This window comes from Streptomyces lydicus, assembly GCF_001729485.1.
Classification (GTDB): Bacteria; Actinomycetota; Actinomycetes; order Streptomycetales; family Streptomycetaceae; genus Streptomyces; species Streptomyces lydicus_D.
On sequence record NZ_CP017157.1, the window covers coordinates 5,751,750 to 5,775,166 of the forward strand.

Sequence of the window (23,417 nt, forward strand, 5' to 3'; positions counted from 1 at the left end):
CGGTCCGTACGCCCGTCGTGTCGTACAGTGACGGCCGGCCGGGACCGACCGAACAAGTATCCGTTACCGGTGGTCTGTCCCGGTTGATGGGGTCCGGTCTCCCCTGTGGTCTCACCTGGTACCTCGCCCGGTGTATGCGGTCAGCTGGGGTACGTCCTTCTGCGTCACCAGGGCGGGCCCGGTGAGCACCGGCTTGCCGCCGCCGAGCACGTCGGCGTTGGCCTTGTGCAGCCAGAGCAGGTCGACCGCCTCGTAGCCCTGGAGGTAGGGCTGCTGGTCGACGGCGAAGGTCACGTCCTTCGCCTTGAGGAGTCCGACCACGGCGGCGTTCAGGTCGAAGGTCGCGATCTGCGCCGCGCTGCCCGCCTCCTTCCTGGCCTTGACGGAGATCGCCGCCATCGGCGCGCCGAGCGTGACGATCGCGTCGATGGACTTGTCGGACTGGAGCTTGGCCTCGACCGAGGACTGGGCGGCCGGCGCGTTGGTGCCGTCGACGTTGAGGTTCTCGACGGTCCCGTGGAAGGACTTGCGCACGCCCGCGCAGCGGTCCTCCAGCGACACGTTGCCCTGCTCGTGGAGGACGCACAGGGTCTTCTTGGCGTGCCGCTCGTTCAGCGCCGTGCCGACCGCCTCACCGGCCACCGACTCGTCCTGCCCGATGTGGGTCAGCGCCCCGTACGCCTTGGAGAACTCGCCGCCCGAGTTGATCGTGATCACGGGTATGCCCTGCGCCTCGGCCTTGCGGACCGCCGCCTTGACGGCCTGCGGCTTGGCGAGGGTGACGATCAGCCCGTCGACCTTCTGGTCGATGTACGACTGGATCAGCTGGGCCTGCTGCCCGCCCTCCTTGTCGTGGGCGTAGAGGAACGTCACGTGATCCTTGGCGGCGGCCTGCTGGGCGCCGTTCTGGACGATGTCCCAGAAGGTGTCGCCGTCCCCGGCGTGGCTGACCATCCCGATGGTCATGCGGCTGCCGGTGCCCCCGCCCTTGGCGTCCCGGCCGCCGGTGGCGCTGCAGCCGGCGACCAGTGCGACGGTGGTCAGTAAAGCGGCGGCGCTGCGGACGGTGAGCCGCCGGGCGCCGGTCGTACGCACGCTGATCATCGTGGAACCGCCTTTTCTCCACGGCCGCCGGAGTGCGGCTGGAGGAGTTCTAACGGCGGGCGCTCGACCGCGTCAATACTTTGTCAGAACATTCTGACGATCGGACGTCGCGGTACCCGTCCTCGGCGGGCCATAGCGGGCGAAAACCACCCGTCACGGCCCCGGCCGAAGGCCCTCAGGGCCGTACGAGCAGCTGGAACTCGAAGGCGTACCGGGACGCGCGGTAGATGTGCGAGCCGAACTCGACCGCTCGCCCGGTGTCGTCGAAGGTCGTCCGCTGCATCGTGAGCAGCGGGGCACCCTCGGGCTCGTCGAGCCGCTGCCCCTCCTCCGCGGTCGCGGCGCGGGCTCCCACCGCCTGCCGCGCGCTGTGCAGCGTGATCCCGGCCGACCGCATCAGCCGGTACAGGCCGGTCTCCTCCAGCTCCGCGGTCTCCAGCGCGAGCAGTCCGGCGGGGAGGTGGTTGCGCAGATGCGCCACCGGCTCGCCGTGGGCCAGCCGCAGCCGCTCGACCAGCGCCACCTCGGCGCCCTCGGCGATGCCCAGGGCGGCGGCGACCTCGGCGTCGGCCTCGGTGGTGGTGTTGAGCAGGACCCGGGTGGCCGGCTTCTGACCGGCGGCCTCCAGGTCGTCGTAGAGGCTGCTCAGTTCCAGCGGCCGCTTGACCTGGCTGTGCACGACCTGGGTGCCGATGCCGCGGCGACGCACCAGCAGCCCCTTGTCCACCAGCGACTGGATCGCCTGGCGCACGGTCGGCCGGGACAGCCCGAGCCGGCCGGCGAGTTCGATCTCGTTGCCGAGCAGACTGCCGGGCGCCAGCCTGCCGTTCTCGATCGCCGCCTCCAGCTGCTGGGACAGCTGGAAGTACAGCGGCACCGGACTGCTCCGGTCCACGCTGAACTGGACCGGACTGTCGGCGCCGAGGGCTTGGTGTGTCTCGCGTTTCCCCACGTTGGCGAGCGTATCCGGCCGGGCAGATGACGGGAAGTCCGGAGGTCACGTTGTCCGGACAAGGGCCCGGGCCCTGCGCCACCGGTGCGCGGCGGGCCCCGGAATCAAGGGTTCGGCCCCGCCGGCGGCCGCCGGGTGATAGCCAGGAACCTCCCGACCCGAGGAGCCCCCGTGTCCGTACGCCGCGTCGTCCCCGACATCACCTCCGACGCCCTGGAGGAAAGCCGCGACTTCTACGGCCTGCTGGGGCTCCGGGAGGTGATGAACCAGGGGTGGGTCATGACGCTCGCGTCGCCCGGCAACCCCACCGCGCAGCTCACCCTCATGACCGAGGACCGGACCGCCCCGGTCGCCCCCGACCTCAGCATCGAGGTCGAGGACGTCGACGCGGTGTACGCCTCCGTACGGGCCGCCGGCGGCGAGATCGTCCGGTCCCTCAAGGAGGAGGAGTGGGGCGTGCGTCGCTTCTTCGTCAAGGACCCGAACGGCCGGATCGTCAACGTCCTGGGGCACGCGGCGGCCGGCGACACGGCCTGACGCCGGCAAGGCCGCTGATGCAGTACACCAGTCATCGATCAGGGAGAAACCATGCGCATCGGGGTCTACCTCGCGCACCCGCGTCCGGGCAGCTTCAACCACGCGGTGTTCACAGCGGTCGTGGAGGAACTGCGCGACCGGGGTTGTCACGTACTCGCGCACGACCTCTACGCCGAGGGATTCGCCCCGGTGCTGACCGCCGACGAGACGGAGACGGTCCAGTCGGCCACCCCCGCCCGTGACGTGCAGGTGGAGCTGCACCGGTCGGAGGTGGCCACCCTTGATGCCCTGGTGTTGGTCCATCCGAACTGGTGGGGCATGCCGCCCGCCGTCCTCACGGGCTGGGTGCAGCGTGTGCTCGCGCCCGGTGTCGCGTACAAGCTGGGCACCGCGGACGGGGAGCCCGCAGGGCTGCTGAAGGCCGGCCGGGCGCTCGTTCTGAACACCTCGGACACCCCTGCCGACCGCGAGGAGAGCGAGTTCGGCGACCCGCTGCAGAGCATCTGGGCGGCCTGCGTCCTGCCGTACGTGGGTGTCGCCGACGTCCGCCGTGTCGTCTTCCGTACGGTCACCGGCTCGGCCGACGCATTGCGCGCCTCCTGGCTGCGCCAGGCACGTCAGGAAGCCGCCGCGCTGACGGTCTGACACCACCAGGGCGGACCGGCCGGCGAACGGCAGCACCGTGCCCCGCGCCACCGCGCACAACGTCCGCGCCCCGGACCGGTCCGCGCACATCCTCCTCGGCTACTTCATCCACTCGGCCTCGTACGTCGCGTACGTGCCGTCGTGCGTGGCCAGGTGGACCCACTGGTCCACGTACGCCTTGAACTCGTCGTCGCCGCGGGGCAGGGCGTACGCCTTCTCGGAGAAGGTGAAGGGCTCGTCCGGGTGCACCGAGCAGAGTTCGGGGTGGATCCTGGCCTGGTAGCGGGTCTCGCTGGCGTCCGTCATCATCACATCGGCCCGGCCCGCGATGATCTCGTCGAAGATCGTGGTGTTGTCGGGGTGGACCTTGAGGGTGGCCTGCTTGATGTGGGCGCGGGCGAACTGCTCGTTGGTGCCGCCGGGGTTGACGATGACGGTCGTACCGGGCCGGTCGATCTGCTGGAGCGTCCGGTACCTGTCCTTGTCCGCGCAGCGCACGATCGGGGTCTTGCCGTCGGTGCGGGTCGGCTCGCTGAAGTACACGGAACGGGCCCGCGGGAGGGTGACGGAGACGCCGCCCATGGCGATGTCGCAGCGGCCTGCGGCGAGGTCGCCGACCAGCTCGGCCCAAGTGGTGGGGACATAGCGCGGCGTGGCGTCCAGGCTCTTGGCGAGGTCGCGGGCCATGTCGATGTCCACGCCGCGGTAACCGCCGGTCCCGGGGTCGCGGTAGCTGAAGGGGCGGTAGTCGCCGGTGGTGCAGACCCGCAGCACCCCGCGCCGCGGGACCGCGTCCAGGGCCGACGCCTTGGTGCCGGCGGGGTGGCCGGGGCCCCGTACGGCCGCGGGCGCGGCGGAGGATGCCGGTGCGGCGGCGGTGACGGCGAGCAGACAGGCGAGGGCGGAGAGGGCGGCGGCACGCTTCATGGGGGCTCCTGTGGCGGCTGGGCGGGGCGACACGTGACCGGAAGCGGCGCGCCGGGGCCGGTACGGCGGCGGCCCGGCGGCGTGATCACGTGACCGCAGCGCTCAGCGTGGCAGAGCCGGCGGCTCCGGTGAACCCCCTGGCCGGCTGCCGGTACGCGGCAACGGCGGGCGGCGGTGCGGGAGTTCGCCCCGGCTTCTCAGCGGTGGAAGCTGCCCACGGCCTCCGCGCCGTCCACCGGCTCCGGGGCGGCGTCGGCGAGGCGGGTCAGCAGCTCGGCGGCGCGCTTGGCGACGGTGTCGCGGTCGCCCGCGGAGAGCTCCGCGCCCATGCCGACGGCGACCGCGCCCGCGGCGATCCACTCCGGCGCGCTGTCGACCGTCACCCCGCCCGTCGGCAGCACCGGCACCTGCGGCAGGGCGGCGCGTACGTCCCTGAGCCAGGACGGGTCGTGTGCCGAGGCGGGGAACAGCTTGACCGCGTCCGCGCCCAGTTCGAGCGCGCGGACCATCTCGGTCGGCGTCGACACCCCGGGGAAGACCGGGACGCCGTAGCGGTGGCCGGTGGCGATGACCTCGGCGTCGAGGCTCGGTGAGACCAGGTAGCGGGCTCCCGCGTCGACCGCCATCCGGGCCGACACCGCGTCAAGAACCGTGCCCGCGCCGATGACCGCGTCGTCGCCCAACTCGCGGGTCAGCGTCGTGACCGCTTCCAGCGCGAAGGGGGTGGTCAGGGATATCTCCAGGCTCGTGATGCCGGCCGACAGCAGGGTGTCGGCGGTGGCGCTCGCCTCGTCATAGGTCTTGCTGCGAACGATGGCGAAAACACGCTGCGCCAGTGCTGCCCGGGTGATCTCCCAGCGATACACGGCAGTTCGCCGTCCTTCCTCGTCTCCGACGCCTCGTGCCGGCGCGCCGTCCCCACGGCGGACGCGGCACTTTCCGGGGCGTGCCGCAGCAGCTGACCGCACATGGTCCCTTGTCCGCCGATGCCCGCCCGCTCCTCGTTTCTACCGAAACGCTACCGGGAACCACTGACAATCGTCCCCCGGGGGGTGCGCCCCGCGCGCCCCTTCTGCACAGAACGCCCGAAGTGGCAGGTGAGAGGGGGCGCACAGCAAAGCGGCCGGGGTGCGTGTGCACCCCGGCCGCCGAGATGTGCCGGTATGTGGCGGGACGTCAGCAGCCGCGGTCGACGAGGTCGAACGTGGCGTAGTGGTCGGCGGTGTAGTAGTCCTCGTCCTTCTTCTCACCGGCCACGATCCGGCGCGCGCCACGGTCGGGCGAGCCCGGCGTGACGACGGTGTACTCGTGGTAGTAGCCGGTGCTCTGGGACGGCAGGATGCCCTCGCGGTTGTCGAAGACCGTGCCGTCCTTCGGGTACGGGTACGGCCCGCCCTTCGCGATCAGGTCGAGGGTGTCGTGGGCCTGCGAAGGCAGCTTGGAGTAGCAGACGTTGCCGACGCTCTGGACGTGCACGGCCGTGGCGTACGTCGACGCCGGCCGCGCCGTGGCGACGGCGGGGGTGGCGGCGACCGCGGTCCCGCCGATGAGAAGGGCCGAAACGAGGGCGCCCGCAGCGCCGATTTTGGTGATCCGTGGGGGGATTCTCATGTTTCACAGCATGACGCGCGTAGACATGCTCCTGTCAAGGTCAAGTGAGGGAAGTTTCCCGGGAGTTCACAAGAACCCCCACCGGCCACCCCAATTGGTAACCCCGACTACGGCGCCGCCGGACGGAGCGGGTTGAATCTGATCACTCGGGACGACACCGTCCCACCACACGGGAGGAACAACCATGCGCGTCAAGGACTTCGACCACCTGGTGCTCAAGGTGCGGGACATCGAGCGCTCGCTGGCGTTCTACACCGGCCCGCTCGGCCTGGAGCCGGTCCGGGTGGAGGAGTGGCGCGCCGGCGCCGTCCCGTTCCCGTCGGCGCGGATCAGCCCGACCGCGATCATCGACCTGATCGTCCGCCCCGAGGACGAGTCCGGCTCCTCGCACGTGGACCACATCTGCCTCGTCGTGGACCCGCTGGACTGGCAGGAGGTCATCGACTCCGGCGCCTTCACCGTGCTGGAGGGCCCGGTGGAGCGGTACGGGGCCCGGGGCGGGGCGCAGTCGGTCTACGTGGCGGACCCGGACGGCAACACCGTCGAGCTGCGCTGGTACCCGCAGGACGCCGAGCAGTAGAAACCGGTTTGCCTCAGAGGCAAAACTTTTGCCCGAGAGGTGAAAGCTGGCTATACCAGGAGCATGACCGAGCTCCCCGAAGAGCCCTCCGGCGCTCCGCCGGAGGAGCTCCCCACCGTCGCGCCGCGCCTGCGTGACCTGCGACGGCGCAGTGGTCTCACGCTGGAGACCGCGGCGCGGCTGGTGGGTCTCTCGCCCGCGCACCTGTCCCGGCTGGAGACCAACCAGCGCCAGCCCTCGCTGCCGATGCTGCTGGCGCTCGCGCGTACCTACGGAACAACGGTATCCGACCTGCTCGGCGAGACCGTCCCGGAGCGGGACCCCGTCGTCCGGGCCGGCCGCACCGAGCCGTCACAGGCCGGCGGCTGGACGTACTGGACCGTCGGCGCCCCCGGGCGGGCCATGCAGGCGCTGCGGGTGCACGTGCCGCAGCGCACGCAGAGCGAGCTGGTGCGGGTGCACCCCGGCGAGGAGTGGCTCTACGTCCTCACCGGTCAGCTGCGGCTCACGCTGGGGGCCGCGGCGCATCTGCTGGGCCCGGGCGACGCGGCGCACTTCGACTCGCTGACCCCGCACCGCATCGCCGCCGCCTCGCCGGGCGGGGCGGACCTGCTGTTCGTACACACCCTGCTGCAGAGCGGTGCCGCCGAGCTGTGCCTCGGCGACGACGCACCGCGCCGTGGCCTGTGAGCCGGAAGGATCGCCGTGCCCGACCACACCGTCCCTTCGCCGACCGAGCCCCTCGCCGGCTCCCCCGGGAGCACCGACACCGGTCCCGCGCCCGCCCGGCGCTACGTCGAGACCAAGCCGCCCCGCGGGGTGTACGTGCGGGTGTTCATCTACGTCGTGGCGACCCATGTGCTGCTGGCCATGATGAGCCTGGTGGTCCTCATGGCGAAGTAGAAGCGACCGCGGCGGAGCCGGGCTAGCGCCGCGGGCGGCCCGTGGGACCGTCCATCATCCCGTCCCGAAAGTCCATGGCCCCGGTGCGCCGCCGGGGTGGAGCCTTGCTGCCGCGAAGCGCTCGCAGCGCGCCTCACCCCGTCCCTCGCCGTACCGAGGAGGACCGAAGGATGCACCGTTCGCGCACCGCGGCGGCCACCGCACTGGCCCTGGCCCTCGCCGTGGCCCCCCTGCTGGGCATGGCCGGGCCGCCGGGCGCCGCCGCGCCCGCCCGCACCGCCCGGGCCGGGGCCGCCCCGGCCATCTCCCCCACCCCGCAGTCCGTCCGCCCGCGCACCGACCGGGTCACCCTCACCCCGGCCGTCACCGTCGTCGCGGGACCGAAGGCCGACGCCGCCGCCGTCGCGCTGGTCGAGGAGTCGCTGCACGACGCCGGCGCCGAGCGGGTCGTACGGTCCGGGCAGGCCCCGGCCGGGCGGCAGTTGACGGTGTACGTGGACGGCACGGAGGCGGCGCGGGCGCTCGCGGAGCTGGGGGCGGGGAGCAGCGCCGATCTCCCCGCCGAGGGCTACGCGTTGGCCGTCGGCGACGGCCGGATCGCCCTGTCCGGCCGGGACGCCACCGGCACGTACTACGCGGCGCAGTCGCTGCGGCAGCTGCTGCCGCACCGCGACCATCCGGGCGCGCAGATCCGGGGCACCGCCGTACGGGACTGGCCGGCCACCCCGCTGCGCGGCGTCATCGAGGGCTTCTACGGCACGCCGTGGTCGCACCGGGCCCGCCTCGACCAGCTCGACTTCTACGGCGCGCACAAGATGAACCTCTACGTGTACTCGCCCAAGGACGACGCCTACCTGCGGGAGAAGTGGCGCGACCCGTACCCCGCCGACCGGCTCGCGGAGATCAAGGAGCTGGTGGACCGGGCCCGCGAGCGGCACGTGGAGTTCACCTACGCGCTCTCGCCCGGCCTCTCCGTCTGCTACAGCTCCGACGCCGACCTCACGGCGCTGACCGCCAAGTTCCGGACGCTGTGGGACATCGGCGTACGGACCTTCGCCGTGCCGCTGGACGACATCAGCTACACGGACTGGAACTGCGCGGCGGACAAGGACCGGTTCGGGACCGGCGGCGGGGCGGCCGGTGCCGCGCAGGCCCATCTGCTCAACCGCGTCAACCGCGAGTTCATCGCCACGCACCCCGGCGCCCAGCCGCTCCAGATGGTGCCGACCGAGTACTACGACGTGAAGCCGTCCCCGTACAAGAAGGCGCTCGCCACCCAGTTGGACAAGGACGTGCTGGTGGAGTGGACGGGGGTGGGGGTGATCGCGCCGACGATGACCGTCGCCCAGGCGCGGCAGGCCCGGGAGGTCTTCGGGCACCCGATCCTGACCTGGGACAACTACCCGGTCAACGACTACGTGACCAACCGGCTGCTGCTCGGGCCGTTCAACGGGCGCGAGAAGGGGCTGCCGGCGCAGCTGGCGGGGATCACCGCGAACCCGATGATCCAGCCGGCGGCGTCGAAGCTGGCGCTGCACACCGTGGCCGACTACGCGTGGAACGACACCGCCTACGACGCCCGCGCCTCCTGGGGCGCGGCGATCGAGGAGCTGGCCGGCGGCGACGCCCGTACGGCCGAGGCGCTGCGGGCGTTCGCGGACACCGGCTACGCCTCGTCGCTCAACCCGGAGCAGGCCCCCGAACTGGCCGCCGCCCTCGCGGAGTTCGGCAAGGGAGGGCCGGCGCGCAAGCTGGACGCGGTGCTGCGGACCCTGCAGGACGCCCCCGGGGTGCTGCGCGACCGGCTGCCCGACCGCGGCTTCGTCGAGGACAGCGGGCCCTGGCTGGACGCGGCCCGTGCCTGGGGGGTCGCGGCGCGCACCGCCCTGCGGCTGGTCGAGGCGACCCGGGCGGGTCAGGACGCCGAGGCGTGGCGGCTGCGGCAGCGGGTCCCGGAGCTGGTGCGGACCGCCACCTCGTTCGTGTACGTCGACATGGCGGGCAAGCGGGTTCCGGTCCTGGTGGCCGACGGGGTGCTGGACACCTTCGTGGACGACGCGCTTGCCGGGTACGACCGGGCGCTGGGCGTCGCCGGCCGCCCGGCGGCGTCGACGGACCTGTCCGTCTATCAGGACAACGCGCCCTCCCGGATGACGGACGGCGACGACGCGACGTACTTCTGGAGCGGGGCGGGGCCCGCGGCCGGTGCGTTCGTGGGGCTGGACCTGCACGCCGAGCGTCCGCTGGGCACCGTCACCCTGACGATGGGGAAGAGCGGCAGCCCGGAGGACTATCTGCACCACGGCGTGCTGGAGTACTCGTCGGACCACAAGACCTGGCGGCGGCTGGCGGCCTTCGACGGGACGCCGGAGGTGACCGTCGAGCCGCCGGCCGGCACCACGGCCCGGTACGTACGCGCCCGGGCCACCCAGGGGCAGGACAACTGGCTGGTGGTGCGGGAGTTCGCGGTCGCCGGGACGGACCGGGTGACGGTGGCCGGCGGCCCGCCCGCGGCGCCGGGCAGCGCGCTGCGGTCCGCGGCGGACGGCGACCCGGCCACCGTCTACCGCGCGGCGCGGGCGGCGCAGCCCGGCGAGGCGCTGGAGTTCACCCCGGACACGCCGCGCACCGCGCGCTCGGTGACCGTGCTGCGGCCGCCGGGCGCTCCGGCGGGGGCGGCGCGGGTGGCGGTCCGTACGGGCGGCTCCTGGCACACGCTCGGCACGCTGTCCGGTGCCCTGTCCCGGTTCGCGGCGGGGGACGGCGCGATCGAGGGCGTCCGGCTGATGTGGCGGGCGGGGGCGGCGGCGCCCGCCGTCAATGAGGTGATTCTGCGGTGAGCGGAGGGGCGGGGGCGCCGCGGCGCGGCTCGGTGACCGGCCGCGCGGCGCCCCTGCCCCTACGCTGAGGGCCTGGCCGCCGCCTCGCGCCGTACTCCGGAGGAGACCGCCCCATGGCCCGTCCCGCGCCCGCCGCCCCGCGTCCGACCGCGGCCGCCGTCCTCGACGACGCGGTACGCGCGCTCGCCCCGGACGCCGGTGCCAACCCGCTGGTCGCCCGGATCGGGGCGGGTGCGGCGCCGCGCTCCGTCTTCGCCACCTTCGCCCTCGAACAGCACCAGGTGATCACCGCCGACCGGCTCAGCTTCCAGCACCTGGCGCGGCGGGCGGACGGCGACCCTCCCGTGGCCGACTTCTTCGACCTGCTGGCCCAGGGGGAGGCGCTGGCCCTGGAGCGGCTGGCCGGGCTGGCGGACGCCTGCGGGCTGACCGCCCGGGCCCTCGCCGACTACCGGCCGCGGCCCGGCTGCCAGGCGTACCCCTCGTACGCCGCACGGCTCGCCCTCGGTGCCGAGCCGACCGATGTCGCCATCGCGCTGACCGCCAACTTCGCGACCTGGGGCGGCAGTTGTGCGGTCGTCGAGGCCGCGATGCGCGCGCACTACGACTTCCCGGACGCGGCCCGCGCGTTCTTCGGCTTCTTCGCCGCACCGGCACCGGCCGTCGAGGAGCGTGCGCACGCGGCGGTGCAGCACGGCCTCGACACCGGGCAGACCCGGCCGGCCGCGGCCCACCGCTACGGGCGGCTCCTCCAGGCGTACGAGCTGATGTTCTGGGACTCGGTGGCGGACTGACGCCGCGGCGCCGGTCCGCGCGGGGCCGGCCGGTTCACATGGGCAGGGAGAGCAGCCGCACCGGGCCGGCCGGCCAGGTGGCGCCGTCGTGGAGCGGCGTCCACATGGTCCGCAGCGGCATGACGACGGGCCCCGCGGGCTGCTCGACCCGGACGTCCACCGGCACGGTGCGCCACCCGAGCCGCTGGTAGAGCGCGACCAGCGGCGGCCGGCAGAACAGCAGACCGTGGCGCGGCCCCAGCGTGCGGGCGTGTGCCAGCGCGGCGGTGACCACCAGCCGGGCCAGGCCGTGCCCCCGCAGGTCCGGCGCGACGGCCACCCCGCCGAGTCCCACGGCCGGTGTCGCGGTCCCGCCGACCGACAGCGGCACCCGCAACAGTCCGGCGTGCGCGACCAGTCGGCCGTTCCGTCTGATGCCGAAGTGCTCCTCCTTGGGCAGCCAGCTCAGGCCGGCGTCGGCGACGCCGAAGGGGTCGGCGCCGTCTCCGAGGATCTCGCTCTGTTCCGTGGCCGTGTACCGCGTGAGTCGTACCACCGAGGGCGACGCGGACGATTGGTTATCGATCATGGTTCGCATGATGGCACCGGCCGGCGGGCGTCCGGCGGGCCGCGGCTTGCCGGCCGCCCGCCGGACGTACCGCGCTCAGCCGCCCAACTCCTGGTGACGGGCGGCGAGTCGGCGCGCCCCCTCCTCGGTGAGCGAGCCGTGCAGCCGGAGCCGGGCGATGCCGCCGTCCGGGAAGATGTCGATCCGGACATGGGTGGCGGCGGGCGCGTCGTCGAGCAGGAAGCGGTGGACGGTGTCGGGCTGCAGCCGCGTACGGGGCAGCAGTTCCACCCACCCGCCGCTGTCGCCGTCGCGTCCGGACAGGCTCGCCCAGCCCGCCGCGTTGCCCTTGAGGTAGCCGGTGTCGATCTCCACCGCGCGGATCCGGGACTGTTCGGTGAGGCGGTAGCGCACCCAGTCGTTGCCGGTGCCGCGACGGCGGCGGGTCTCCCAGCCGTCGTCCATCTTGCGGGAGCGGCCCGGCTGGATGGTGTGCGTCGGCGAGGAGTAGAAGCGGTCCGAGGCGTCCTCGACCCGGCCGCCGTTCTCCAGCGCGACGAGGTCGAAGGTGCCCAGTGCGGCCAGCCAGCCGGGCGCCGGGACGACCTCGCCGTGCACGCGCAGGCGGGCGACGCCCCCGTCGGGGTGCTGGTTGAGGCGGAGGTGGGTGAAGCGCCGCCCGGCGTCGACGGCGAAGGCGTTGGCCGCGTGGCCGCCGATGGCGGTGCGCGGCACGAGGGTCGTCCACGTCACGTCGCCGGACAGCAGGTCCTCGGGCGACGGTGAACCGTCGACGCAAGTGCCCTCGACGCTCACGGACTGCGGGTAGTTGCCGCGGAAGTGGGCGGTGTCGACGACGATGCCGTGGATGACGCCGGGCGCCCCGAGGCGGACCAGCGCCCAGTCGTGGTCGTCGTCCGCCGGGAACGGGTGGGCGCCGTCGGTGCCGCGCCGTCTGCGGGTCTCCCAGCCGTCCATGACCTTGCCCTTGTGGCCGAAGAGCTCGGGGTCGAAGTGGGCGGGCCCGGGCGTGAGGAGGTTCTCCCGCTCGGCGAAGAACTCGTCGTTCGCGGCGAGCACGCCACCGCCCAGCCGGCGGTCGGCGAGGTCGGGGAGATGGGCGAAGGGGAGGCCGGCGGCGCCGGGGGTGCGGTAGTCGGCGTACGGGTCGCCGCCGCCGTACGGGCGCGCGTCGCCGGTGTAGCGGGGTATGCCGTCGGTGGTCATGCCTGGGGGGTCCGTTCGAGCAGTTCACCGGTGGGTTCGGTGAGGGTGGTGCCGTCGTTGATCCGCCGGCCGCGCAGCCAGGTGGACCGTACGACGCCGTACAGGGTCTTGCCGGCGTATGCGGTGATCTTGTTGCGGTGCTGGAGGGCCTGCGGGTCGACGGTGAAGGTCTCGTCGGGCGCGAGGACCGCGAAGTCGGCGTCCCGGCCGGGCTCGATGGCGCCCTTCCGGCCGAGGCCGACCAGGGCGGCCGGCGCGGTGGCCATCCAGCGCACGACGTCGTCGAGCGAGTGGCCGCGTTCACGGGCCTCGGTCCAGATGGCGGGCAGGCCCAGCTGGAGGGAGGAGATGCCGCCCCAGGCCGCCCCGAAGTCGGGGGTCTTGAGATCGGCGGTGGAGGGCGAGTGGTCGGAGACGATGCAGTCGATGGTGCCGTCGGCCAGCCCCTCCCACAGCGCGTCCTGGTTGGCGGCCTCGCGGATCGGCGGGCAGCACTTGAACTCCGTCGCGCCGTCCGGGACTTCCTCGGCGGTCAGGGTCAGGAAGTGCGGGCAGGTCTCGACGGTGATCCGCACGCCCTCGCGCCGGGCGGCGGCGATCAGCGGCAGCGCGTCGCTGGAAGACAGGTGCAGGACGTGCACCCGCGCGTCGAGTTGCTTGGCGAGGACGATGAGGCCGGCGATGGCGTCGTTCTCGGAGATGCGGGGGCGGGAGGCGAGGAAGTCGGCGTACTTGGGGCCGTGCGGCTCGGGCGCCTCGTCCAGGTGGCCGGGGTCCTCGGCGTGCACGATCAGCAGGCCGTCGAAGCCGGCGATCTCCCCGAGGGCGGCGGCGAGCTGCTCCTGGTCGACCTCGGGGAACTCGTCCACGCCGGAGGGCGACAGGAAGCACTTGAAGCCGAAGACGCCGGCGTCGTGCAGCGGGCGCAGGTCCTTGACGTTGCCGGGGACGGCGCCGCCCCAGAAGCCGACGTCGATGTGGGCCTTGCTGCGGGCCACCTCGCGCTTGGTGTCGAGGTGGGCCGCGGTGGTCGTGGGCGGCAGGCTGTTGAGCGGCATGTCCACGAGGGTGGTGATGCCGCCGGCCGCGGCCGCGCGGGTGGCGGTCCAGAAGCCCTCCCACTCGGTGCGGCCGGGGTCGTTGACGTGGACGTGGGTGTCGACGAGGCCGGGCAGCAGGACGTCGTCCCCGAGGTCCTCGATCCGCGCCCCGGCCGGGACCTCGGCGTCGTGCGGCAGCACCGCGTCGATCCGGCCGTCCTTGACGGTGACGGTCGCGGCGCGCGTCCCCTGCGGGGTGACGACCCGCGTGGAACGCAGCACCAGCTCAATTTCGGACACCCGGTCCCCTCCTCGTTTCGTGTCTTCATCGTTGCGTGGCGGTGCGGGGGACGCACGGCCGTCGGGCCGCGGCGCCCGCCGCGCGGGGCCCGCGCCGGAGCGTGGTCCGGGCGGACCCCGGACCGGAATCCGCCGGTCCGCATTCCCCGGCGGCTGAATTCAACAGTCTGTTGAATGAGTCTTCACTCCGGATCCCGGCCCGTCAAGACCCTTCCGCCGGCACCGGCGCGGGCCCCACCCCGACGCCGGGCACCGACACCGGCTCCTCCGTCGCCACCGCCCTGACCTGGGACGGGATGATCCCGTCCGGAATCGGCCCGGCGGCCGCGGCACTCCTGCCCCGGCCCGAGACCAGGGCGTGCAGCCCGCCGGCGAGCGCCATCCCGAAGATCCAGGAGAACGGCGCCACCACCCCGAAGGCCGGGACCAGCGCGACCGCGGCGGACACCGCGGCGGCCGGCAGGAAGGCGATCACCGCCCTGGGGTTGTAGCCCCTGCGGTAGAAGTACGCGCCCGCGGCATCGGCGGAGAACAGCGCGTCGACGTCGATCCGGCCGCGCCGTACGAGGTAGTAGTCGACCAGCAGAATCGCCACCAGGGGCCCGAGGAAGGCACCCAGCGCACCCAGGAAGTACTGGATCACCAGCGCCGAGGAATACAGCTTCCAGGGCATGACGACGACGGCCAGCACCGCGGTGATCATGCCGCCGCGCCTGAAGTTCAGATACTTCGGCGCGAGGTTGGCGAAGTCGTAGGCGGGCGAGACGAAGTTGGCGACGACGTTGATGCCGATGGTGGCGACGATGAAGGCCAGCGCGCCGATGACGGTGACCACCGGGTTGTCGATCTTCTGGATCACCTTCACCGGGTCGTAGATCGCCTCGCCGAACACCGAGATGGTGCCGGCGGTGACCAGCACGGCGACCACGGCGAAGGCGGTGAAGTTCACCGGCAGGCCGATGAGGTTGCCGCGCCGGTAGGAGCGGTGGTCGGGCGTGAAGCGGGCGAAGTCCGCGTAGTTGAGCACCAGGGTCAGGAAGGTCGCGACGGTCAGGCTGACCGCGATGAGACTCTGCCGGGCCTGCTCGGCACCGCTGAGGCCGGTGATGCTGCGGGTCAGCGAGATGTCCCCGCCGGCCCTGATGACCAGATAGAGCGCGAGGGCGAGCACCACCAGCCAGACCACCGGCCCGGTCGCGAAGTCCTGCACCTTGCGGATGAACTCCATCCCCCGCGTCAGCAGGGCGGCCTGGAGTCCCCACATCACCATGAACGCGACCCAGCCCAGCGTCGACAGGCCCAGCACGGAGTTGTGGTTGTACGCGTCCAGGCCGGGCGCGAGCTGCAGGGTCAGCAGCACGACGGCGGTGGAGGCCAGCCAGGTCTGGATGCCGTACCAGGCCACGGCCATCACCGCGCGCAGCAGCGCCGGGATGTTGGCCCCGTACACCCCCCAGCTGGCGCGGGCGAGCACCGGGTAGGGCACACCGGTGCGGTGCCCCGCGTGCCCCATGCGGTTCATCAGCCAGTAGACGATCGTGATGCCGGCCAGCAGCGCGACGAACACCTCCCAGGCCGGCAGGCCCAGCACGAACAGGCTGGAGGCGAAGGCGTAGTTGCTGATCGCGTGGGTGTCGGACATCCACAGCGCGAAGATGCTGTACGTGCCCCATTTGCGCTCGGTGGCGGGCGCGAGGTCCTCGTTGAACAGCCGCGGGTCCGGCTGCGGGGGTGTGGTCACGGGTCCTCCCAGGCAGGTTGGGTGGAGCTTGGGGAGCGAGATCAGGAGAAGCGTCAGTCGTCAGATGTCTGATGTCTGTGCGGAAAATTCGGTGGCCAGGAGCCGGCCCGTGTCGCGCACCGGGGACAGATGCCTGCTCAGCGGCCACGCGGAGATGGCTTTCGGGCGCGGTGGCGCGAAGCTGCGCACCGTACTGGTGGTGAGCCCGAGGCCGACGACCGACTCGGCGAACTTCACCGCCGCGGCGACCCCGTCGACGACCGGCACCCCGAGCGCCGCCGCGACCTCGGCGTCCAGCCCGGCCATCCCGCCGCAGCCCAGACAGATCACCTCGGCGCCGGCCCGGACCACCTCGCGGGCGGTCTCGATGATCACCTCGACGGTCCGCCGGGGATCCTCCTCCAGCTCCAGCACCCCGAGCCCGGTGCCGCGCACCGCGGCACAGCGCTGCAGCAGCCCGGCGGTCAGCAGCCGGTCCTGGATCTGGGGTACGGCGCGGTCGAGGGTGGTCACGACCCCGTAGGCGTGCCCGAGCATCATCGCCATCTGGGCGGCGCTCTCGGTGATGTCCAGTACGGGGACGTCCAGCAGCTCCTGGGCGCCCTCCCGGCCCGGTTCGCCGAAGCCGGCCATGACCAGCGCGTCGAACGGGGTGCCGAGGGTGGCGAGCCGGTCCAGGACGGCCGCGGCGCTGAGGTAGCCCTCGAAGTGCCCCTCGATGGATTCGGGACCCCACAGGGGTTCGGTGGCGAGGATCTCGGTGCCCGGCGCGGCGGCTGCGGTGGCGGTGGCGCGGATCGAGGCGGTCATGGAAGCCGTGGTGTTCGGGTTCATGACGAGAATGCGCATGACTCTCCAGCGATTTGGAGGATTCCACAGAATGGACAGTAGGTTTCGCGCAGCAGAACGTAGCTACGGCCACTGGCACCGTCAAGGGATCGCGGCTACCCAGTTGGCCGGCATCTCGCACGGTGGGACAAAGGGGCCTGACCGGCGGGAACGAGTGTGCGAGAGACCGTGTGTCACCGTAGGGGGACCGGTAGGCTGCTCCGGTCGGGCCCGGCGCCCGTTAGTCCCGAGCCGAGACCGATCTGACCCGCCCTGAAAGGAACGCGACGTGCCGCCGTCCAGCGCCAGCACCTCCGCCGCCGAAGCCAAGCCCGCAGGCGCCGGCGGCGTCCAGTCCCTCGAGCGCGCCTTCGACCTGCTGGAGCGGATGGCCGACGCCGGCGGCGAGGTCGGTCTGAGCGAGCTGTCCGGCAGCAGCGGTCTGCCGCTGCCCACCATCCACCGGCTGATGCGCACGCTCGTCGCGTGCGGTTACGTACGGCAGCAGCCCAACCGCCGGTACGCGCTCGGCCCCCGGCTGATCCGCCTCGGCGAGAGCGCCTCGCGCCTGCTGGGCACCTGGGCCCGGCCGTTCCTGGCCCGCCTGGTGGAGGAGACCGGCGAGACCGCCAACATGGCGCTGCTCGACGGCGACGAGATCGTGTACGTCGCGCAGGTGCCCTCCCGGCACGCGGTCCGGATGTTCACCGAGGTCGGCCGCCGGGTGCTGCCGCACTCCACCGGCGTCGGCAAGGCGCTGCTGGCCAACCACCCGCCGGAGGAGGTCCGCGCGCTACTCGGCCGTACGGGGATGCCCGCCGCGACCGACAAGACGATCACCGACCCGGAGCGCTTCCTGGAGGCGCTGGCCGACGTCCGCCGGCTGGGCTACGCCGTCGACGACAACGAGCAGGAGATCGGCGTCCGCTGCCTCGCCGTGCCGGTGCCCAACTCCCCCACCTCCGCCGCGATCTCCATCTCCGGTCCGACCGGCCGGGTGACCGAGGCCGCCACGGACAAGATCGTGCCGGTGCTGCAGGACGTCGCGGCGCAGCTGTCGGTGGCGCTGGCCAACCAGACGCCCGCCTAGGGAACCGGCCGAAGGAATCGGGGCCGGCCGGGGCGCAGGCCGCCGCGGCCCCCCGGTCAGCGGCCGGGCGGCAGCTTGCCGAAGCGGTCGATACCCTCGCGCACCTCGCTCAGCGCGGGCGACAGCGCGCTCACCGAGCCCACCGCTCCGGCGATCAGCAGCAGCGAGCGGCGCAGCCGGGGCACCTCCGGCAGCCCGTGGCTGACCATCGCGTCCAGTGCCGCCAGCTCGTCGTCGGCGGCCACCCGGTCCGGTAACTCCCCGGGGAGCACGGCCAGCTGACGGCGCAGCCGGGCGACCGCACCGCGCAGTTCCTGGACGCGCGGGTCACTGTCGACCGCGGTCACTCGTCCGTCCCTCCGCAGCTGTTCCACAACGACGGCTTCCTCCATGGCCGTTGCCCGTTCCACAATGCGGGACAGTTAACGCCACTCTGCGCTGCCCGCGCCATACGGAGAGCGAAAATCCCCCCGATCACCGGCGCGACGGGGCGCGATCCCCGGAGGGAACGCGCCCCACGCACCATCGAGCATCCGCGTCACGGGAATCCGTGTTCGCCCGCGTCCGCCTCCCGGCAGCCCCGGCCCGGGACTCCCGGCTCAGGAGTCCTGCTTGGGCTGCACCGCGTTGCGCCACACCCGGACGTCGACGGTCATGTAGCTGCTGGGGTCCGACTTCGGCGCGAAGCCCTTGAACGTGATCAGGGCGACGTGGCCGTAGTCGGTGGTCAGGCAGATCTGCGCGCCCTTGGTGAGCTGCTTGGCGAGGATCGTCTCGGTGAAGCGGGTCTCGTTGCGGCAGGTGTCGAGCGAGCCCTCCTCACCGGCGTTGAGCAGCACCAACTTGCCGTTCTCGGTGTTGACCTGGTCGTCCGAGTAGCTGTTGTCCTGGTACGCGAAGTCGGTGTCGGTGTCGGTGTCGGTGTTCGTCGGCTTCATCGCCTCGTCCGCCATCGACAGGTGGTAGTCGTCGGGCAGATTGATGTTCTTGAAGTCGACCGGCGCCGGGTCCTGCCGGGGCGCGGCGGGGGTGTTCGTCGCGCCGTCGGGGGCGGCCGTCGCGCCGGGGGTGGGCGTCGGCGAGGCATCGCCGTGCGCCGCCTTGTCGTTGCCGGTGGCCCGGTCGGTCCGCTGCCGGCCGTCGTCCTTCATGAAGGTGTAGACGACCGCGCCGCCGGCGCCCGCGAACACCAGCAGGCAGAGCACCACCAGGGCGGCGATCAGGCCCTTGCGCTTCTTCTTCGGGGGCTGCGGGACCGGCGCCCCGGGCACGGCGGCGGTGGGGCCGGTGCCGAGCGGACCGGTCGAGGCCGCACCGGCGTGCGTCGCGGTGCCCTGCGCCGGGGTGCCGACGGTCGGCGCGTACGCGGGGCCGAAGCCGGGCGGCGGGGTCTGCGGGTGGTTCAGCTCGGTCGGCACCGGCGGGACGGCCGGCGGCTGCGCGGGGGCCTGGGCCGGTGGGGCGGGCACGGTGGGCGGCCGGACCGGAGCGCCCGCGGTGGGCGCCTCCAGCGGGGGCGGCGGCGCCTGGGCAGGGGCCGGTGCCGCCGCGCGGGTGGTGATGTCCGCGGCGACGGCGGTGGGCAGCCACTCCTCGGGCCGGCGCAGCTGGGTCTGGCCGGAGGCCGCGCCGCACAGCGCGATCACCTCGGCGACGGACGGCCGCTCCGCGGCGTCCTTGGCCAGGCAGCGGGTGACCAACTCGCGCAGTTCCGTCGGCAGTCCGGTCAGGTCGGGCTCTTCGTGGACGATGCGGTAGAGCACGCCGTGCGAGGTGCCCTCGCCGAACGCCGGTGCGCCGATGGCCGCGTACGCCGCGACCTGGCCGAGCGCGAAGATGTCGGTGGCCGGGGTGATGGTGCTGCCCGCGGCCTGCTCCGGCGCCATGAAGGTGGGAGTGCCGACGGTGACGCCGCTGCTGGTCAGTGAGGTCGCGTCGGCGGCCCGGGCGATACCGAAGTCGATGACCCGCGGGCCGTCGGCGGCCAGCAGCACGTTGGACGGCTTCAGGTCCCGGTGGACGATGCCCGCGCCATGGATGACCTGCAGCGCCTCGGCGATCCCGGCGACCAGCAGCAGTACGGTCGGCACCGGCAGCTTGCCGTGCCCGGCGACCGCCGCGGCGAGCGAGGGGCCGGGGACGTACGCGGTGGCGAGCCAGGGGCTCGGGCCGTCGGCGTCGGCGTCGATGACCGGCGCGGTGAACAGCCCCTGCACCCGCTGCGCGGACTGCACTTCCTGCTTGAACCGGCGCCGGAACTCCGCGTCCTCGCTGAACTCGGGGCGGATCACCTTGATGGCCACCGGGCGTCCGCCGGGCGTGTAGGAGAGGTACACCTTGCCCATGCCGCCGGCGCCGAGCCGTGCGGTGAGGCGGTAGCCCGCGATCGCACGGGGGTCGTCCCCCTCCAGCGGCTGAAAGATCCCGGACGGGCCCACACTGTTCACCACGACGTCCCCCGACTCAGAAAAGCGATGGCCTGACCCGCCGCACCGGCGGGCAGCCACGATGTCCGCAACGGGGCAGAACCTTATCCGGCCACACGGCAGGCCGTGACATCGCCGGCGGGCGAACGGGACACCTTGTCCGAAGAGCCGGTTTCGCGCGGGCAATTGGGGCTTCACCAGGGCCGCATCACCCCCACACCCGCCCCGTACGCCCCATCGACCACTCCCCCGTCCGCGCTACCCGCTTTCGGCCTGATGATGTGTCAGTACGTACGTTCTCCCCGGCACCCATTGGCATGTTCGTCGCGAATTCGATGCGTATACGGTGGCGGAACGGAGCATTCTCCCCTCTAAGGAAATATCCGGCATATCACTGGATCGGAGACTGCCATGGAGCCCAACACCGGTCCCGGCACCGGCCCGAACCGCCGCGGCGTCAGCGTCGTCCAGCTCATCTGTCGCGCGTACGGCCTTTCCGATGCGTCGGAAATCACCATGGAGCACATACACCGCTACGTCGCCGAGCGGCGGCGCGTGGAGGAGCGGACGCACCATCTGCGGGAGCGCTTCCGGCCGAGCATCCCCCGCCCGCGCGCGTCCGACGACGCGGCCTGAGCGACGGCCCGCGCACCGGCACCGCGGGCGGCACCCATCGGGACGACGCGCCACACGGCGCCATGAGGTAAGCAGTCCCCATGGCACCGACAGCATCGACACCGCCGGGAGAACCGTCCGCCGCACCGCGGCCCGAGGGGAGGGTCGCCGGTCTGCTGCTCGCCGCCGGCGGCGGCCGGCGCCTGGGGGGACGGCCCAAGGCCCTGCTCGACCACCGGGGACGGCCGCTGGTCGAGCACGCCGCGCGGGTCCTGCGGGACGGCGGCTGCGACCCCGTGCACCTGGTGCTGGGCGCGGCCGCCGACGCCGTTCGCGCCCGGGCCGACCTCTCGGCGTACGGCGTCTCGGAGAACCCCGACTGGCAGCAGGGCATGGGCAGTTCACTGCGGGTGGGACTGGCCGCGCTGGCCGGTTCGGGGGCCGGGGCGGTGGTGGTGTCCCTGGTGGACCAGCCGGGCATCGGCGCCACGGCGGTCGCCCGGCTGATCGCCGCGTACGCCGCGGGCGCGGACCTGGCGGCGGCCTCGTACGACGGGCGCCGCGGCCACCCCGTGCTGTTCGGCGCCGACCGCTGGGCGGACATCGCGGCGAGCGCGGAGGGCGACCGCGGCGCCCGCGCCTACCTCCAGCGGCACGCCGCCGCGCTCACCCTCGTCGAGTGCTCCGACATCGCCGCGCCGTACGACATCGACACGCCGGAGGACCTGCACCGACTGGAGCAGGCATCGCGCGGGCACGAGGGGGGTGATGGAGAGTGACGAGTGTGGCACCGGGCGCCATTCGATCACCACTTGTGTCGACCCGGAGAATCTCGACATCAACAAACCATTGAAGTTCCGCGATAAGGAAACTAGTCTCCACTGGTCAGAAGCGCCCTGAACCCGAACGGCGCCCGCGACCGTATCTCGGAGCCCGCGGCACCCCGTGCCGCCCCGGCGCCCCGGCGGCCGCCAGGCACCGCCGCTGAATGGAGTGACAGCTCATGTCCGCACCAGCGCCGTCCCCGCTGGCCATCGTCGAAGTCGACCCCGCCCACACCCCCGAACGGCAGGACGAGGTCCTCACCGACGCCGCGCTCGCCTTCGTCGCCGAGCTGCACCGCCGGTTCACCCCGCGCCGCGACGAACTGCTCGCGCGCCGTGCCGAGCGCCGCGCCGAGATCGCGCGGACCAGCACGCTGGACTTCCTCCCGGAGACCGCGGCCGTCCGCGCCGACGACAGCTGGAAGGTCGCCGAGGCCCCCGAGGCGCTCAACGACCGCCGGGTGGAGATCACCGGTCCCACCGACCGCAAGATGACGATCAACGCCCTCAACTCGGGCGCCAGGGTCTGGCTCGCCGACTTCGAGGACGCCTCCGCCCCCACCTGGGAGAACGTCGTCACCGGACAGCTCAACCTGATCGACGCCTACGAGCGCCGGATCGACTTCACCGACCCGGCCTCCGGCAAGTCGTACGCCCTCAAGCCCGCCGAGGAACTGGCGACCGTCGTGATGCGGCCGCGCGGCTGGCACCTGGAGGAGCGCCACCTGCAGTTCGAGGGCCGCCCGGTCCCCGGCGCGCTGGTCGACTTCGGCCTCTACTTCTTCCACAACGCCAAGCGGCTGCTCTCCCTCGGCAAGGGCCCGTACTTCTACCTCCCGAAGACCGAGTCGCACCTGGAGGCCCGCCTCTGGAACGACATCTTCGTCTTCGCCCAGGACTACGTGGGCATCCCCCAGGGCACCGTCCGCGCCACGGTCCTCATCGAGACCATCACGGCCGCGTACGAGATGGAGGAGATCCTCTACGAGCTCCGCGACCACGCCTCCGGCCTCAACGCCGGCCGCTGGGACTACCTCTTCTCCATCGTCAAGAACTTCCGCGACGGCGGCGCCAAGTTCGTCCTGCCGGACCGCAACGCGGTCACCATGACGGCCCCGTTCATGCGCGCCTACACCGAACTCCTCGTGCGCACCTGCCACAAGCGCGGCGCGCACGCCATCGGCGGGATGGCGGCCTTCATCCCCAACCGCCGCGACCCGGAGGCCAACGAGAAGGCCCTGGCCAAGGTCAAGAACGACAAGGACCGCGAGGCCGGCGACGGCTTCGACGGCTCCTGGGTCGCCCACCCCGACCTGGTCCCGGTCGCCCGTGCCTCCTTCGACGCGGTCCTCGGCGACAAGCCGAACCAGAAGGACCGGCTGCGCGAGGACGTCTCCGTCTCCGCCGCCGACCTCATCGCCATCGACTCCCTCGACGCCAAGCCCACCTACCAGGGCCTGATCGACGCCGTCCAGGTCGGCACCCGCTACATCGAAGCCTGGCTCCGCGGCCTCGGCGCGGTCGCCATCTTCGGCCTCATGGAGGACGCGGCCACCGCGGAGATCTCCCGCTCCCAGATCTGGCAGTGGGTCGACGCCGGCGTCGTCTTCGAGAACGGCGAAAAGGCCACGGCAGACCTGGTCCGCACGATCGCCGCCGACGAACTGGCCGCCCTCCGCACCGAACTCGGCGAGGAAGCCTTCACCTCCGGCAAGTGGCAGCAGGCCCACGACCTCCTCCTGAAGGTCTCCCTGGACCCCGACTACGCGGAATTCCTGACCCTCCCGGCTTACGAACTGCTGGGCTGAGCACGGTCGCACCGCACGCAGGGCCGGTACCTCCTCCCCTTCGGGGTGGCGGTACCGGCCCTGCGCCGTACGGCGGCA

Annotated in this window: 23 protein-coding genes; 11 read left to right on the forward strand and 12 right to left on the reverse strand. The window is 72.7% G+C overall.

The features are described from left to right. Positions 1-111 precede the first annotated feature (111 nt). Both SL103_RS25040 and SL103_RS25045 read right to left on the reverse strand, forming a co-directional pair. On the reverse strand, positions 112-1,104 hold the full coding sequence (locus SL103_RS25040; protein WP_079145961.1) for a substrate-binding domain-containing protein: 993 nt from the start codon (positions 1,102-1,104) through the stop codon (positions 112-114). Between the two features lie 175 nt (positions 1,105-1,279). Next, positions 1,280-1,999, reverse strand: a complete 720-nt coding sequence (locus SL103_RS25045) for a GntR family transcriptional regulator (RefSeq protein WP_069574086.1) — start codon at positions 1,997-1,999, stop codon at positions 1,280-1,282. Between the two features lie 228 nt (positions 2,000-2,227). Between SL103_RS25045 and SL103_RS25050 the strand changes: the two genes are divergently transcribed. Together SL103_RS25050 and SL103_RS25055 are read left to right on the forward strand one after the other, a co-directional pair. Continuing rightward, on the forward strand, positions 2,228-2,593 hold the full coding sequence (locus SL103_RS25050) for a VOC family protein (RefSeq protein WP_069571193.1): 366 nt from the start codon (positions 2,228-2,230) through the stop codon (positions 2,591-2,593). Between the two features lie 51 nt (positions 2,594-2,644). Then, the gene (locus SL103_RS25055; RefSeq protein ID WP_069571194.1) at positions 2,645-3,238 is read left to right on the forward strand and encodes an NAD(P)H-dependent oxidoreductase; all 594 of its coding nucleotides are present in this window, start codon (positions 2,645-2,647) and stop codon (positions 3,236-3,238) included. A gap of 99 nt (positions 3,239-3,337) precedes the next feature. On the opposite strand, the gene SL103_RS25060 is transcribed toward SL103_RS25055, so the two are convergent. The 3 genes from SL103_RS25060 to SL103_RS25070 form a co-directional block, all read right to left on the reverse strand. Then, positions 3,338-4,165, reverse strand: a complete 828-nt coding sequence (locus SL103_RS25060) for a transporter substrate-binding domain-containing protein (protein ID WP_069571195.1) — start codon at positions 4,163-4,165, stop codon at positions 3,338-3,340. Between the two features lie 197 nt (positions 4,166-4,362). Then, positions 4,363-5,031 (reverse strand): bifunctional 4-hydroxy-2-oxoglutarate aldolase/2-dehydro-3-deoxy-phosphogluconate aldolase, encoded by a 669-nt coding sequence (locus tag SL103_RS25065; protein ID WP_069571196.1) that lies wholly within the window; start codon positions 5,029-5,031, stop codon positions 4,363-4,365. Positions 5,032-5,341: 310 nt separating this feature from the next. After that, complete coding sequence (locus tag SL103_RS25070) at positions 5,342-5,776, reverse strand: ribonuclease domain-containing protein (RefSeq protein ID WP_069571197.1); 435 nt, start codon at positions 5,774-5,776, stop codon at positions 5,342-5,344. Positions 5,777-5,960: 184 nt separating this feature from the next. On the opposite strand from SL103_RS25070, the gene SL103_RS25075 reads away from it, so the two are divergent. The 5 genes from SL103_RS25075 (at position 5,961) to SL103_RS25095 (ending at position 10,893) form a co-directional block, all read left to right on the forward strand. Then, complete coding sequence (locus tag SL103_RS25075; protein WP_069571198.1) at positions 5,961-6,356, forward strand: VOC family protein; 396 nt, start codon at positions 5,961-5,963, stop codon at positions 6,354-6,356. Positions 6,357-6,419: 63 nt separating this feature from the next. Then, the gene (locus SL103_RS25080; protein WP_069571199.1) at positions 6,420-7,046 is read left to right on the forward strand and encodes a helix-turn-helix domain-containing protein; all 627 of its coding nucleotides are present in this window, start codon (positions 6,420-6,422) and stop codon (positions 7,044-7,046) included. 15 nt (positions 7,047-7,061) lie between these two features. Further along, complete coding sequence (locus SL103_RS25085) at positions 7,062-7,259, forward strand: DUF6126 family protein (RefSeq protein WP_069571200.1); 198 nt, start codon at positions 7,062-7,064, stop codon at positions 7,257-7,259. Between the two features lie 170 nt (positions 7,260-7,429). Next, positions 7,430-10,099: a beta-N-acetylglucosaminidase domain-containing protein gene (locus SL103_RS25090; RefSeq protein WP_069571201.1), complete on the forward strand. Its 2,670-nt coding sequence runs from the start codon at positions 7,430-7,432 to the stop codon at positions 10,097-10,099. Positions 10,100-10,212: 113 nt separating this feature from the next. Then, positions 10,213-10,893: a transcriptional regulator gene (locus tag SL103_RS25095; RefSeq protein WP_069571202.1), complete on the forward strand. Its 681-nt coding sequence runs from the start codon at positions 10,213-10,215 to the stop codon at positions 10,891-10,893. 34 nt (positions 10,894-10,927) lie between these two features. Here the strand turns inward: SL103_RS25095 and SL103_RS25100 are convergent, their stop codons facing one another. The 5 genes from SL103_RS25100 to SL103_RS25120 all read right to left on the reverse strand — a co-directional run bounded on the left by SL103_RS25100 (position 10,928) and on the right by SL103_RS25120 (position 16,597). Beyond that, the gene (locus tag SL103_RS25100) at positions 10,928-11,461 is read right to left on the reverse strand and encodes a GNAT family N-acetyltransferase (RefSeq protein ID WP_069571203.1); all 534 of its coding nucleotides are present in this window, start codon (positions 11,459-11,461) and stop codon (positions 10,928-10,930) included. 75 nt (positions 11,462-11,536) lie between these two features. Continuing rightward, complete coding sequence (gene alc, locus SL103_RS25105) at positions 11,537-12,667, reverse strand: allantoicase (RefSeq protein WP_069571204.1); 1,131 nt, start codon at positions 12,665-12,667, stop codon at positions 11,537-11,539. Beyond that, a complete protein-coding gene (allB, locus tag SL103_RS25110) occupies positions 12,664-14,007 on the reverse strand; it encodes an allantoinase AllB (RefSeq protein WP_069571205.1) in 1,344 nt (447 codons plus the stop codon). The genes alc and allB overlap by 4 nt, the downstream gene beginning before the upstream one ends. A gap of 202 nt (positions 14,008-14,209) precedes the next feature. Continuing rightward, positions 14,210-15,748: an NCS1 family nucleobase:cation symporter-1 gene (locus SL103_RS25115; protein WP_069571206.1), complete on the reverse strand. Its 1,539-nt coding sequence runs from the start codon at positions 15,746-15,748 to the stop codon at positions 14,210-14,212. 60 nt (positions 15,749-15,808) lie between these two features. After that, the gene (locus SL103_RS25120; protein ID WP_069571207.1) at positions 15,809-16,597 is read right to left on the reverse strand and encodes an aspartate/glutamate racemase family protein; all 789 of its coding nucleotides are present in this window, start codon (positions 16,595-16,597) and stop codon (positions 15,809-15,811) included. A gap of 268 nt (positions 16,598-16,865) precedes the next feature. Between SL103_RS25120 and SL103_RS25125 the strand changes: the two genes are divergently transcribed. Continuing rightward, a complete protein-coding gene (locus SL103_RS25125; RefSeq protein ID WP_069571208.1) occupies positions 16,866-17,666 on the forward strand; it encodes an IclR family transcriptional regulator in 801 nt (266 codons plus the stop codon). Between the two features lie 56 nt (positions 17,667-17,722). On the opposite strand, the gene SL103_RS25130 is transcribed toward SL103_RS25125, so the two are convergent. Both SL103_RS25130 and SL103_RS25135 read right to left on the reverse strand, forming a co-directional pair. Further along, on the reverse strand, positions 17,723-18,058 hold the full coding sequence (locus SL103_RS25130) for a DUF5955 family protein (RefSeq protein WP_079145963.1): 336 nt from the start codon (positions 18,056-18,058) through the stop codon (positions 17,723-17,725). Positions 18,059-18,265: 207 nt separating this feature from the next. Beyond that, the gene (locus tag SL103_RS25135; protein ID WP_069571210.1) at positions 18,266-20,116 is read right to left on the reverse strand and encodes a protein kinase domain-containing protein; all 1,851 of its coding nucleotides are present in this window, start codon (positions 20,114-20,116) and stop codon (positions 18,266-18,268) included. Between the two features lie 387 nt (positions 20,117-20,503). On the opposite strand from SL103_RS25135, the gene SL103_RS25140 reads away from it, so the two are divergent. From SL103_RS25140 to aceB, 3 genes are all read left to right on the forward strand, one after another. Beyond that, complete coding sequence (locus tag SL103_RS25140; protein ID WP_069571211.1) at positions 20,504-20,728, forward strand: hypothetical protein; 225 nt, start codon at positions 20,504-20,506, stop codon at positions 20,726-20,728. An 80-nt stretch (positions 20,729-20,808) separates the two neighbouring features. After that, entirely contained in the window at positions 20,809-21,486 is a 678-nt protein-coding gene (locus SL103_RS25145) for a nucleotidyltransferase family protein (RefSeq protein ID WP_079145964.1), read from the forward strand. Positions 21,487-21,710: 224 nt separating this feature from the next. Next, positions 21,711-23,339, forward strand: a complete 1,629-nt coding sequence (aceB, locus tag SL103_RS25150) for a malate synthase A (protein ID WP_069571212.1) — start codon at positions 21,711-21,713, stop codon at positions 23,337-23,339. The last annotated feature ends 78 nt before the right edge of the window (positions 23,340-23,417 follow it).

Excerpts from the sequence above, each read along its gene's own strand:
- SL103_RS25060 (WP_069571195.1), bottom strand. The coding sequence starts at position 4,165 with ATGAAGCGTGCCGCCGCCCTCTCCGCCCTCGCCTGTCTGCTCGCCGTC.
- alc (WP_069571204.1), bottom strand. The coding sequence starts at position 12,667 with ATGACCACCGACGGCATACCCCGCTACACCGGCGACGCGCGCCCGTAC.
- SL103_RS25040 (WP_079145961.1), bottom strand. The coding sequence starts at position 1,104 with ATGATCAGCGTGCGTACGACCGGCGCCCGGCGGCTCACCGTCCGCAGC.
- SL103_RS25100 (WP_069571203.1), bottom strand. The coding sequence starts at position 11,461 with ATGATCGATAACCAATCGTCCGCGTCGCCCTCGGTGGTACGACTCACG.
- aceB (WP_069571212.1), top strand. The coding sequence starts at position 21,711 with ATGTCCGCACCAGCGCCGTCCCCGCTGGCCATCGTCGAAGTCGACCCC.
- SL103_RS25145 (WP_079145964.1), top strand. The coding sequence starts at position 20,809 with ATGGCACCGACAGCATCGACACCGCCGGGAGAACCGTCCGCCGCACCG.
- SL103_RS25130 (WP_079145963.1), bottom strand. The coding sequence starts at position 18,058 with ATGGAGGAAGCCGTCGTTGTGGAACAGCTGCGGAGGGACGGACGAGTG.
- SL103_RS25055 (WP_069571194.1), top strand. The coding sequence starts at position 2,645 with ATGCGCATCGGGGTCTACCTCGCGCACCCGCGTCCGGGCAGCTTCAAC.
- SL103_RS25095 (WP_069571202.1), top strand. The coding sequence starts at position 10,213 with ATGGCCCGTCCCGCGCCCGCCGCCCCGCGTCCGACCGCGGCCGCCGTC.
- SL103_RS25140 (WP_069571211.1), top strand. The coding sequence starts at position 20,504 with ATGGAGCCCAACACCGGTCCCGGCACCGGCCCGAACCGCCGCGGCGTC.
- SL103_RS25080 (WP_069571199.1), top strand. The coding sequence starts at position 6,420 with ATGACCGAGCTCCCCGAAGAGCCCTCCGGCGCTCCGCCGGAGGAGCTC.
- SL103_RS25090 (WP_069571201.1), top strand. The coding sequence starts at position 7,430 with ATGCACCGTTCGCGCACCGCGGCGGCCACCGCACTGGCCCTGGCCCTC.
- SL103_RS25075 (WP_069571198.1), top strand. The coding sequence starts at position 5,961 with ATGCGCGTCAAGGACTTCGACCACCTGGTGCTCAAGGTGCGGGACATC.
- SL103_RS25070 (WP_069571197.1), bottom strand. The coding sequence starts at position 5,776 with ATGAGAATCCCCCCACGGATCACCAAAATCGGCGCTGCGGGCGCCCTC.
- SL103_RS25120 (WP_069571207.1), bottom strand. The coding sequence starts at position 16,597 with ATGCGCATTCTCGTCATGAACCCGAACACCACGGCTTCCATGACCGCC.